This is a genomic window from Pseudomonas sp. TMW22090 (assembly GCF_022496665.1).
Lineage (GTDB): Bacteria > Pseudomonadota > Gammaproteobacteria > Pseudomonadales > Pseudomonadaceae > Aquipseudomonas > Aquipseudomonas gregormendelii.
Window position 1 is genome coordinate 87,880 of record NZ_SCFH01000006.1, and the last position, 12,378, is coordinate 100,257.

The 12,378-nt window shown below is 61.7% G+C and carries 9 protein-coding genes; 4 read left to right on the plus strand and 5 right to left on the minus strand.

The features are described from left to right. Nucleotides 1–72 precede the first annotated feature (72 nt). The 5 genes from EQV97_RS17755 to edd all read right to left on the minus strand — a co-directional run bounded on the left by EQV97_RS17755 (nucleotide 73) and on the right by edd (nucleotide 6,704). Nucleotides 73–1,332, minus strand: a complete 1,260-nt coding sequence (locus EQV97_RS17755; RefSeq protein WP_122840170.1) for an AGE family epimerase/isomerase — start codon at nucleotides 1,330–1,332, stop codon at nucleotides 73–75. Nucleotides 1,333–1,566: 234 nt separating this feature from the next. Beyond that, nucleotides 1,567–3,036 carry an ATP-binding protein gene (locus EQV97_RS17760; protein ID WP_122840169.1) on the minus strand — a complete coding sequence of 490 codons (1,470 nt, stop codon included), beginning with the start codon at nucleotides 3,034–3,036 and terminating at the stop codon, nucleotides 1,567–1,569. Beyond that, complete coding sequence (locus EQV97_RS17765; RefSeq protein WP_045057899.1) at nucleotides 3,026–3,757, minus strand: response regulator transcription factor; 732 nt, start codon at nucleotides 3,755–3,757, stop codon at nucleotides 3,026–3,028. The genes EQV97_RS17760 and EQV97_RS17765 overlap by 11 nt, the downstream gene beginning before the upstream one ends. 173 nt (nucleotides 3,758–3,930) lie before the next feature. Beyond that, entirely contained in the window at nucleotides 3,931–4,881 is a 951-nt protein-coding gene (locus tag EQV97_RS17770) for a glucokinase (protein ID WP_045057898.1), read from the minus strand. Continuing rightward, nucleotides 4,878–6,704, minus strand: a complete 1,827-nt coding sequence (edd, locus tag EQV97_RS17775) for a phosphogluconate dehydratase (protein WP_045057897.1) — start codon at nucleotides 6,702–6,704, stop codon at nucleotides 4,878–4,880. Before edd ends, EQV97_RS17770 begins: the two co-directional genes overlap by 4 nt. A gap of 220 nt (nucleotides 6,705–6,924) precedes the next feature. Between edd and gap the strand changes: the two genes are divergently transcribed. The 4 genes from gap (at nucleotide 6,925) to EQV97_RS17795 (ending at nucleotide 12,355) form a co-directional block, all read left to right on the plus strand. Further along, on the plus strand, nucleotides 6,925–7,926 hold the full coding sequence (gene gap / locus EQV97_RS17780) for a type I glyceraldehyde-3-phosphate dehydrogenase (protein ID WP_122840168.1): 1,002 nt from the start codon (nucleotides 6,925–6,927) through the stop codon (nucleotides 7,924–7,926). Between the two features lie 175 nt (nucleotides 7,927–8,101). Further along, nucleotides 8,102–8,620, plus strand: a complete 519-nt coding sequence (locus EQV97_RS17785; protein WP_122840167.1) for a sigma-70 family RNA polymerase sigma factor — start codon at nucleotides 8,102–8,104, stop codon at nucleotides 8,618–8,620. Nucleotides 8,621–8,702: 82 nt separating this feature from the next. Next, nucleotides 8,703–9,668 (plus strand): FecR domain-containing protein, encoded by a 966-nt coding sequence (locus EQV97_RS17790; protein ID WP_122840166.1) that lies wholly within the window; start codon nucleotides 8,703–8,705, stop codon nucleotides 9,666–9,668. A gap of 122 nt (nucleotides 9,669–9,790) precedes the next feature. After that, on the plus strand, nucleotides 9,791–12,355 hold the full coding sequence (locus EQV97_RS17795) for a TonB-dependent hemoglobin/transferrin/lactoferrin family receptor (RefSeq protein WP_240889376.1): 2,565 nt from the start codon (nucleotides 9,791–9,793) through the stop codon (nucleotides 12,353–12,355). Nucleotides 12,356–12,378 lie beyond the last annotated feature (23 nt).

Consider the following 12,378-nt stretch of genomic DNA (forward strand, 5'->3'; position numbering starts at 1 on the left):
GCGCTGCATGGATTTTAAACAGGAGTCAGCCCCTCGCAGGTAACGAAGGGACGCTGGAATGTCACCACATGGTTACACAGGAACGCCCTGGGACACCCACCCCAGAGCGGTGGCCAGGCTCGGAGCCAGGGGCAGGCCGGGAATGAGGACGGCCTGCCAGGCGTGATACAGATCGGGTTTTCCGGGCCAGATATCGGCACTGGGAACGTTTTGCGGGTCCAGTTCGTGATGCCAGCTGCCCGCTTCGCGATCGATGAAGTGACGGTCACAGAATTCCCAGAACAGCCGGTACCAGGCTTCGTACTGGCTGTCGCCGGTGCGCTTGAGCAATGCGCTGGCGGCGGCGCTGGCCTCGCAATGGGTCCAGTGCAGACGGTGCCGCACCACCGGGCGATTGCCCCAGTCGAGGGTGTAGACAAGGCCAGGAGCGCCATCGACCTCCCAGCCGTGATGGCAGTTGTGCTCGAAGAGTTTTTGCGCGTCGCTGAGCAGCCAGCCCGGCGTGAGCATCCCGGCCTGGACCCGTGCCGCTTCGAGGTGCAGCAACAGCCGCGCCCACTCGAACCCGTGGCCTGGCGTGGTGCCGTAGGGGCGAAAACCGTCGGCCGGGTTGTCGTGGTTGTACTCGCGCAGGGGCTGCCAGTCGCGGTCAAAGTGTTCGACCACCAGGTAGTCGTTGGCGGCGGCATGACCATGGATCAACCGCTCGACAATGCGCTGGGCGCGGCACAGCCAGCGTTTGTCCGTGGTGACATCGGCCAGGGCGAGGAAGGCTTCGGTGGCGTGCATGTTGCTGTTGGCGCCGCGGTAGCGCTCCTCTTCACTCCAGTCCCGATTGAAGGATTCGCGCATGGCGCCCTCCTCTTCACTCCAGAAACGCGTGTCGATGATGTTGATCGCGTCAGCGAGCAAGGCGTGCGCGCCAGGCCGTTGCGCGACGACAGCGGAACTGGCAGCCAAAGCGACGAAAGCGTGCAGGTAGGCGGCCTTGCCGGTGTTTGCGTCCTGATGATCGGCAACGGCGAACCAGCCACCATGCTCGGCATCGCGCATTGGGCCGCTGAGGGCCTTGACGCCATGGTCTACCAGCTCGGCAAAGCCCGGCAGGCCCTGGATGTGAGCCATGGCAAAGCTGTGGGTCATGCGTGCGGTGTTCATGGTTTCGGCGCGGGCATTGGCCGGCAGGCGGCCCTTTTCATCAAGGTTGCCGAAGCCCTCAGGCAGTCTGGAGGCTTTAGCGAACGCCAGCAGACGCAAGCCTTCGGCGGCCAGCCATTGCTGATGCGCGTGGGCGTTCAGCCAGCTGCTGAAGGCAGGTTGGAAGGTGTGCATGGTGTGCCTTTTTTGTTGTTATGACTGGGGGCAGTCTAAACAACGGGGAGTGGCGGGCTTGTAACGAAGGGGGTGGGTTATGTCACCACTTTGTGACATTTGATCTGAGTATAGGTTGGATCGACTGACGCCTTCGCGGGCAAGCCCGCTCCCACGGGGTTATGCACACAATTTGAGAATGCAGGTAATCCTGTGGGAGCGGGCTCGCCCGCGAAGAACGATTACGCGGTGTACCTAATCAACACTACGCGGCAACTGTAACGTCACCCGCAAACCACCTTCACGCAGGTTCTGCAGGCTGACTTCGCCGCCATGACTGTGGGCGATGTTGCGCGCAATGCCCAACCCCAACCCATACCCCTGCTGCTGCCCGGCCAACCGGAAGTGCGGCTCGAACACCTGCTCCAAACGCTGCTCCGGCACACCCGGGCCTTCATCATCGACATGCAGGATAAATGCGCTTTCATCGTCATCGATATGCAGGTGCGCGTTCTGCCCGTACTTCAAGGCATTGTCGATCAGGTTGCCAATGCACCGCTTCAGTGCCAGCGGCTTGCCGGGGTAGGCCGCCAGTGCCCGGCCCTGCTGGGTTACGCGACCGTTGCCGTTGGGCGCCAGGTACGGCTCCACCAGGCAATCGAGCACGTGATTGAGGTCCACTGCCTCGATGTTCTCGTGGATGTCGGTGTCTTTCACGCATTGCAGCGCACCTTTGACCAGCAATTCCAGCTCATCCAGATCGCGGCCGAACTTGGCTTGCAACTGTTCGTCCTCGAGCAATTCCACGCGCAGGCGCAACCGGGTAATCGGCGTGCGCAGGTCGTGGGATATGGCGCTGAACAACTGGCTGCGCTCGGTCAGGTAGCGGCTGATGCGTTCACGCATGGCGTTGAAAGCGCGGCCCACTTCGACCACTTCACTGCCACCGCCTTCAGCCACTGGTTCTACCTCGGCGCCCAGGGACATGTCTCGCGCGGCTCGCGCCAGGCGCTTGAGCGGCCGGCTTTGCCAGTGCACCAGCAAGCCGATGAACAACAGCAAAAAGCCGCTGGTGAGCACGATGAACCACACTTGCTGCGCAGGCAGGCCCTGCTCTTCCAGGCTGGTGTAGGGCTCGGGCAGGAGCGAGGCGATGTACAACCATTCGCCGGGCGCCATCTGGATCTGCGTGACCAGCACCGGTGGATTCACCGGTTCCAGGGTCAGCGCGTAATGCGCCCAGGAGCGTGGCAACTCGTCGAGTTTCAGGCCGCCGTTGAAAATTCGCAGGTCCTCGGGGCTGACGAAGGTCACGGAGATGTCCGCGTCCTGTCCCAGGGACTGGCGCAACACTTCGTCCACCGCCTTGAGCACCGCCGCTTTACGCGGGGTGATCGGCAGCACTTCCATGCCCAGGGGTTTGTCGTTGAGCGTCACGACAAAACGGGTGCCGCCCATGCTGCGCAACTGATCGAGGACCAGCGGCCTGAAGGCGACGGGCAGGGATCGAAAGTAACTGACGCTGGCGGTCATTGAGTGCGCGAGGCTGCGGGCACTGGTGACCAGGCCTTCAAGCTGGGTAGCACGCAGCTGCGACACCCAGATCACGCTCGACAATGTCTGCGCAAACAACACCGCCAACAGTGTCAGCAGCAACATCCGCCCCAGCAGCGAACGCGGCACCGGCACCCTGGCCGCCAGTTTGCGCAGGAACTCAGTGACCATTGCTGGCAACCACATTGGCTGCCAGCTGATAGCCGCTGCCGCGCACGGTGCGGATCAGCCGTGGCGGTTTTTCCGTGTCGCGCAGGCGTTGGCGCAGGCGGCTGACCGCCATGTCGACGATACGATCCAGGGGCATCAGGTCGCGGCCACGGGTGGCGTTGCCGATGGTGTCGCGGTCGAGGATTTCCTGGGGATGATCGAGAAACAACTTGAGCAAGGCGAAATCGGCGCCGGAGAGAATGACTTCCTCGCCGTCCGTGTGGAACAGTCGATGGCTGACCATGTCGAGGCGCCAGTCATCGAAGGCCAGCACTTCACCGCCGGAGCGTTCCTGGGCAAATTGTGCTCGCCGCAGCAGCGCCTTGATCCGCGCCTGCAGTTCCCGGGGACTGAAGGGTTTGCCGAGGTAGTCGTCGGCCCCGAGCTCCAGGCCGATGACGCGGTCGGCTTCATCGGAGCTGGCGGTGAGCATGATGATGGGCACCTGGGCCTGCCGCGGGTGCTGGCGGATCCAGCGGCACAGGCTGAAACCGTCTTCGTCCGGCAGCATCACGTCGAGGATCACCAGATCGCTCGGCGCCTCGTTCATGGCCTGCCGGAAGCCGGCCCCGTCCGGTGTGGTACGCACCTGGAAACCCGCGCGGGTCAGGTAGGTATCCAGCAACTCGCGTATTTCCTGATCGTCATCGACCAACAAAATCGACTTGTTGACTGAGCTCACGGGGCGGCGTCCTTGTTGTTTGGGTTGGGGCGGATTATGCCTGATGAACCTTGGAAATTTATTGCCTGTTCGGGGCCCATCGCGGGCAAGTCCCACACAAGGTAATGCGCACATTTTCAGATGCAGGTAATCCTGTGGGAGCGTGGCTTGCCCGCGATGGAGGCGACGCGGTTTCAGGCCTGGTCCAGCGCCACACCCGCCCCCATCAACCCGGAATACGGCGCCGTCACCAGCCACACCGGGATGCCCTTGAAGTAATCGCTCATGCACCCCTTGTCGGCAAAACACCGGGCAAAACCGCTTTCAATGAAGAAATCGGCAAAGCGCGGAATCACCCCGCCGACGATGTACACGCCGCCCCGTGCGCCAGTGGTGAGCACGTTGTTGCCCGCCACACGGCCGAGCCAGCAGCAGAACTGCTCCAGCACTTCCAGCGCAATCGGGTCGCCGGCCAGGCCGGCGGCGGTGATCGACTCCGGGGTGTCGAGCACCGCTTCGTGCCCGTCCACCGCACAAATCGCCCGGTACACTCGCGGCAAGCCACCGCCGCTCAACGCCGTCTCGGCGCTGACATGCCCGATCTCATTAAAAATATGCTGCCACAGCTGGGTTTCCCGCAGGCTGCTCAGGGGCAGATCGACGTGACCACCCTCCCCGGGCAAGGCGGCAAAACGCCCGGCGCCCAAGTCAAGCAAGGTGCCGACCCCCAGGCCGGTGCCCGGACCGATGACCACTGCCGGCCGCAACGGCTCCGGCGTGCCTGGGCAAACGACCCGAAACTCGTCCGGCTGCAACCGGGTCATGCCCAGCGCCATGGCTGAGAAATCATTGACCAGCAGCAGCTCATCCACCTGCAGGATCTGGCAGAACGCCTTGCGACTGAGTCGCCAGTGATTGTTGGTGAACTTGAATTCGTCGCCGCTCACCGGGCCAGCCACCGACAGGCACACCGAGCCGATGGAGCCCGGCGCCAGGTCGAGCCCGCTCAGGTAGAGGGCAATGGCCTCCTCCGGACTGGCGTGATCGGCCGTCGCCAGCACCTGGATGGCCTCCAGTTGCTGGTCTTTCCACAACGCAAACCGTGCGTTGGTGCCACCGATGTCACCGACCAAAGCCAGTTTCAATTAAGCGTCTCCAGGGCAGAAGTGAAGGCGCTGGCGCCCTGCTCCGCCGAGCTGAAGGCCATGCGCATGAAACCAAACAGTTCGCGACCGCTGCCGATGTTATTGCCCAACAGGCCCTTGGCAGGTTCGCGCGCTGCAAATTCGTCGGCGTCCACCTTAAGCTCCAGGGTGCCTTTGACGCCATCGACGCGGATGATATCGCCCTCTTGCACCCGGGCCAAAGCGCCGCCGACATAAGCTTCAGGGCTGACGTGAATCGCCGCCGGGATTTTCCCCGAAGCGCCGGACATGCGCCCGTCGGTCACCAGCGCCACTTTGAAGCCACGGTCCTGCAACACGCCAAGGAACGGCGTCATCTTGTGCAGTTCCGGCATGCCATTGGAACGCGGGCCCTGGAAGCGCATCACGGCGACGAAATCCTTCTCCAGCAGACCGGCCTTGAACGCATCGGCCAGGTCCTGCTGGTCCTGGAATACCATCGCTGGCGCCTCGACTATCTGGTTCTCCAACGCCACTGCCGAGACTTTCATCACGCCGCGCCCGAGGTTGCCCTCCATCACGCGCAGGCCGCCCTCGGGGGAAAACGCCCGGGCCACCGGACGCAGGATGCTCTCGTCGAGACTGTCGGTCGGGCCTTCGCGCCACACCAGCTCGCCGTTATCCAGGAAAGGCTCCAGGGTGTAGCGGCTCAGACCATGACCCAGCACGGTGTTGACGTTTTCATGGAGCAACCCGGCCGCCAACAGTTCGCGGATCAGGAACGACATGCCGCCCGCCGCCTGGAAGTGGTTGATGTCGGCTTTGCCATTGGGGTACACGTGGCTCAGGGTTGGCACCACCTCGGAAAGGTCGGCCATGTCCTGCCAGGTCAGCTGGATACCGGCCGCCATCGCGATGGCTGGCATGTGCAGGGTGTGGTTGGTCGAGCCGCCGGTGGCATGCAGCGCCACGATCGAGTTGACCAGCGAACGCTCGTCGACGATTTCGCCGATGGGCATGAAGTCGCCATTCTGCTTGGTCAGGCGGGTCACCTGATGGGCCGCTTCGCGGGTCAAGGCTTCGCGCAACGGCGTATTCGGGTTGACGAAGGAAGCACCCGGCAAGTGCAGGCCCATCACTTCCATCAACAACTGGTTGGTGTTGGCGGTGCCGTAGAAGGTGCACGTACCCGGGCTGTGGTAGGACTTCATTTCCGATTCCAGCAGCTCTTCGCGGCTGGCCTTGCCTTCGGCATAGCGCTGGCGCACATCGGCTTTCTGCTTGTTGGAAATACCCGAGACCATCGGCCCGCCGGGGACAAAGATGGTCGGCAGATGACCGAAGCGCAGTGCCCCCATCATCAGGCCCGGCACGATCTTGTCGCAGATGCCCAACATCAATGCGCCGTCGAACATGTTGTGGGACAGGGCCACGGCGGTCGATAGCGCGATCACTTCGCGGCTCGGCAGGCTCAGCTCCATGCCGGGCTCGCCCTGGGTCACGCCATCGCACATGGCCGGGGTACCGCCGGCGAACTGGCCGACCGACCCGATCTCGCGCAGTGCCTTCTTGATCTGCTCAGGGAAGACTTCGTACGGCTGATGCGCCGAGAGCATGTCGTTATATGACGAAACAATTGCGATGTTGGCGGAGTTCATCATCCGCAGGCTGTGCTTGTCTTCAGTGCCGCAACCCGCCACGCCATGGGCGAAGTTGGCGCACTGCAGCTTGCCGCGCATCGGACCGTCGCTGGCAGCACCGCGAATGAGCGCAAGGTAAGCCTCGCGGGTTGCGCGGCTGCGGGCGATAAGCCGTTCGGTGACCTCAAGGACGCGGGGATGCATGTGTAGAACTCCAGGCTAACGGATGTGGCGACCTGATTGTCTATGCTGAACAAGCACCGCTGTGATTGAGATGACAGACGGCTTTCTTGATCGGTCGGACCAGTTGATTCAGGTCACTCGTTGTAGATTGAACAAAATATTGCCACTAAAAAGGCTTGTTTTCTATTTTTATGCGAATAATCTTGTAATTCCAACAACAAAACGACGGCGGCCCAGTTAAATGACTCTTCGAATTGCAATAAATGGTTTTGGCCGTATCGGCCGCAACGTCCTGCGCGCACTGTATACCCAAGGCTATCGCCAGGACTTGCAGATCGTTGCTATCAATGACCTGGGTGACAGCTCGATCAACGCTCATCTGCTCAAATACGACACCGTTCACGGCACGTTCGACGCCGATGTGCAGCACGATCAGGAAAGCCTGACCGTCAACGGCGACCGCATTGCCGTCAGCGCGATTCGCAATCCGGCAGAACTGCCTTGGGCTGCGGAAAAAATCGACGTGGTGTTCGAATGCACCGGGCTGTTCACCGACCGGGCCAAGGCCGCCGCGCATATTACTGCCGGTGCGCGCAAAGTCATCATCTCGGCCCCGGCCAAGGGCGCCGATGCCACCGTGGTGTATGGCGTCAACCACGATATTCTGCGCCAGTCGCACCAGATCATTTCCAACGCTTCGTGCACCACCAACTGCCTGGCCCCTGTTGCGCAGGTGCTGCACCGTGAGCTGGGTATCGAAAGTGGCCTGATGACCACCATTCACGCCTACACCAACGACCAGAACCTGACTGACGTCTACCACACCGACCCTTACCGCGCGCGCTCGGCGACCCAGAACATGATCCCGAGCAAGACCGGTGCGGCTGAAGCAGTCGGGCTGGTGTTGCCGGAACTGGCGGGCAAGCTGACGGGCATGGCGGTACGGGTGCCGGTGATCAATGTGTCGCTGGTGGACCTGACCGTGCAGTTGAAACGCGAAGCCTCGGCTGATGAAGTGAACGCGCTGCTCAAGGAAGCCAGCCAGCATTCGAAGATCCTCGGATACAACACCCTGCCGCTGGTCTCCAGTGACTTCAATCACAACCCGCTGTCGTCGATCTTTGACGCCAACCACACCAAAACCAGCGGCAAGCTGCTGAAGGTGCTGGCCTGGTACGACAACGAATGGGGCTTCTCCAACCGCATGCTGGATAACTGCCTGGCGCTGTGTAACGCCGAATAAATCGGCAACTCACCACGAATTTCCGTAGGCGCTGCCGCAGGCTGCGATCTTTTGACAGCCAAATCAAAAGATTGCAGCCTGCGGCAGCGCCTGCACAGATTTTCACGATTAAGCGCTTGACCATGACAGTAGATGATAAGCATTATCATTCGCTCGAAATGGATCAGGTCCTCCCGTGAGTCAATCGCGCTTCAACCACGTCTTCATCGCCCAGCGGGTTTCCCTGCTGCGCACGCTGGAGCGGATGGTCAACAATCACAGCACCGCCGAAGACCTCCTGCAGGAAACCTACCTGCGAGTGACGCGCGCGCTCAGTGAACGGGCCATCGATCACCTTGAACCCTTTGTATTCCAGACCGCCCGCAACCTCGCGCTGGACCACCTGCGCGCGCGGCGCATCCAGTCGCGCACTCTGGTCGATGACGTGCCACCGGACGTGGTTGAAAGTGTCGCCGCGCCGGTCAGCAGCGCCGAGGATGCCGCACATGCCGAACAATTGCTGGAGCGCCTGAACGTGAGCCTCAATCAACTCAGCTCGCGCCAACAGAAGATTTTCATCCTCAGTCGCCTGCACGGCCACAGTTACCTTGAAATTGCCGAGCAACTGGACGTATCGATGAGCACCGTGCAAAAGGAACTGAAGCTGATCATGGCGATCTGCATCGGGGTTGCCGAACGCCTGAACGGCGCCTGAGTTCGCGAGGCTTTGCTACCCTTGCGTCTTTTCACGCTCCACTAAAAAAACAGCAGTGCACAGACACTGCCGAGGAAAACCCGTGACGCACACCCGCCGCTCGCCTCCGCCCTCCCCGGCGCAGGACCGCGCCAACGCGATGGACCAGGCCCTGGACTGGCTCATCGTGCTGGGCAGTCCGAGCGAGGAACAGTCTCAGGCATTTCAGGCCTGGCTCGCCGCCGACCCGATGAATGCCCAGGTGTTTGCCGAGGCGCAGGCGATATGGGATGGCCCGCAAGTGATGCTGAGTGCGCAGACACTGGCGGCCCGGCCGCCAAAGGTATCGGTACTGTCGCGCCTGCGTCCGCACTGGAAACCCCTGGCAACCGCCGCCGTGCTGATCCTCGGCCTGTTCAGCTTCAGCAATCTGCCCATACGCCTGCAGGCCGATCATCTGACCGTCGTCGGGGAGCGCCAGCGCCTGCAACTGGAGGACGGTTCAAAAGTCCTGCTCAATACCAACTCGGCGTTTTCCAGCACCATCAATGATCGGCAGCGCATTGCCCGCCTGTATCAGGGCGAAGCGTTTTTTGAAGTGGCCGGCAATCGTGGCCAGCCGCTGGAAATCGATGCCGGCCCGGTGAAGGCGAGCGTGCGCGATACCGCTTTTGCCGTGCGTTACCTGGACGGCGTGGCGCAGGTTCAGGTGCAGCGCGGGGATGTCGACCTGCGCGCCACACGCGACGATGCAAGGGTGCGCCTGTCGGCTGGGGAAAGTATTCGCATCGGCCCCAACGGTTTTGACCGCCCGGCCAAACTCGACGCCGCCACAGAACTGGCGTGGGTCCAGGGCCGCCTGGTGTTCGAGAATTGCCCGATGAGCCAGGTCCTGGCCGAACTGCGTCGCTATTATCCTGGCTGGATCATCAACAACAACGAGCAATTGGCGCAGATCAACGTGACCGGCAATTATCGCCTCGACCAGCCGCTGGACGTGGTGCGCTCCCTGGCCCACATCACCTCGGCGCAACTCAGGGAATTCCCGGCGCTGGTGATTTTGAACTAAATGAGAATTATTTTTACTCGATAGCTGACGCTCGTTCGTCTCGTTATAGCCAATGCAATTGATTCGCATCCACAAATGCCAATCAGCACCTATAAAGATTCGTGCGACACGGAGCGCTATCGATGTCCTCTCGCCTTACCCGCCAGTCCCCTACCCCTTCGCGCGTGCTGTCGCTGCTGACCGCCGCCATTCTGATGGCCGGCAGCGCGCCATTGCTGGCCGCCACCGCCGACGGCCAACAGACCCGCAACATCGGTGACTACGCCTTCGCCATTCCCCAGCAATCCCTGGTGTCGGCGCTGAATGCGTTTACCGCTGTGACGGGCTGGCAGGTCGGGTTTTCCGCCGAGCTGGCGCAGGGGGTGGCCTCGCCCGGCGTGCGCGGCTCCCTGCCGCCGGAAACCGCCCTCGATCGCCTGTTGGTGGGGACCAACCTGAGCTATCGCAAACTGGGCAACAACAACATCGTCCTGGAGTTGCGCAACAACACCGGCGCGCTGAACCTGCAGCAGGTAACCATCAGCGCGACCCGCCAGGAACAGGACGTGAGCAGCGTACCGAGCACGGTCACGGTGCACACCCGTGAAGAACTTGACCGCAACAACGTCAATTCCATCAAGGACCTGGTGCGCTATGAGCCAGGCGTATCCGTAGGTGGTACAGGGCAGCGCTCAGGCATCACCGGCTACAACATCCGTGGCATCGATGGCGACCGGGTGCTGACCCAGGTCGACGGTGTACAAGTGCCTGACGGTTTCTTTAACGGCCCCTACGCCCAGACCAATCGCAACTACGTCGACCCGGAAATCGTCAAGCGCGTAGAGATCCTCCGCGGACCGGCCTCGGTGCTGTATGGCAGCAACGCCATCGGTGGTGCAGTCAGCTACTACACCCTCGACCCGAACGACATCATCAAACACGGCCAGGATGTCGGCGCTCGCTTGAAGACCGGCTACAGCTCGGCCGACGAAAGCTGGCTGACCTCCGGCACCGTCGCCGGGCGCACTGGCGACTTCGATGGCTTGCTGCACCTGAGCCAGCGCAACGGGCATGAAACCGAGTCCTATGGCGAGACCGGCGGCACCGGGCTCAATCGCACCGAAGCCAACCCGGAAGACGTGCGTACTACCAACATCCTCGCCAAGCTGGGCTGGGACTATGCCGAGAACGGGCGATTCGGTCTGACTTACGAGCACTACAAGGACGACCGTGACACCAACCAGCTGAGTGCAGTGGGCGGACCGTTTAACGCCGGGCGCGGTTTTGGTTTTTATAAAGCGCGCAGCGGCAACGAAACCATTACCCGCGAGCGCTTTGGCCTTGAGCACCGCTTCGGCCTCGACAGCGCGCTCGCCGACAACATCAAATGGACCCTGAACTACCAGCTCGCCAAGACCGATCAGAGCACCCAGGAAATCTACGCGCCGTCGCGCACCGTGCTGCGTAATCGCAACACCACCTACAAGGATCGCCAGTGGGTGTTCGATGCCCAGGCCGACAAGGCGTTTGCCGTCGCCGCAACCGATCACCTCGTCACCTACGGCACCACCTTCAAGCAGGACAAAGTCACCGGCCTGCGCACCGGCGACGGCACCTGTCTGAGCGTGGGCGGGGCCTGCCGGGTGATCGGAGCGCCGAGCGCCGCCGACACCCTGACCCCGGCCAGCGATTTCCCGGACCCGACCATCAACACCTATAGCCTGTTTGCCCAGGATCAGATCAGCTGGAACAACTGGACCTTCGTACCCGGCCTGCGCTACGACTACACCCAGCTCAAGCCGCAGCTGACCGAGCGATTCCTGGCCACCGCCGACCAGAGCGGCAATGGCGAGGTGAATGACAGCACCAAGACCTGGCATCGCCTGTCGCCGAAGTTTGGCACCACTTACCAGTTCAACGACCACTACACCTGGTACGGCCAGTACGCCGAAGGCTTCCGCACACCGAGTGCCAAGGCCCTGTACGGCCGCTTCGAAAATACCTCCGGCGGTTATCAGGTCGCACCCAACCCCAACCTCGAACCGGAAAAGAGCAAGAGCTACGAAACCGGCCTGCGTGGCCAGTTTGAAGCCGGCAACTTCGACGTCGCGGTGTTCTATAACAAGTACCGCGACTTCATCAACGAGAACGCCATTACCCCGGGTTACGACGAACTCACCTTCCAGAGCAACAACATCAAGCATGCCACCATCAAGGGTGTGGAGCTCAAGGGTCGCCTGAACCTGGACACATTCGGCGCGCCCGATGGCCTCTACACCCAGGGTTCTTTGTCTTACCTGTACGGTCGCAACGATGACAGCGGCGAACCGCTGAACAGCATCAACCCGCTGACCGGCGTATTCGGTCTCGGTTATGACCAGGACAAATACGGCGCACTGCTCAGCTGGACCCTGGTCAAACGCAAGGACCGGGTCGACAGCACCAACTTCAATACCCCTGATGGCACCAGCACCCAGTTCAAGACCCCGGGTTATGGCGTGCTCGACCTCGCCGGTTTCTACAAGGTGACCGACGATGTGACCGTCAACGCCGGCCTGTACAACCTGACCAACAAGAAGTACTGGCAGTGGGATGACGTGCGCGGCTACGACAGCGTGGGCGAAGCCTCCGTGACCCAGCCTGCCAACCTCGACCGCCTGACCCAGCCGGGGCGTAACTTCTCGGTCAATCTGGTGTGGGATATCTGAACCACTGAAGCTCACTGTGCTGT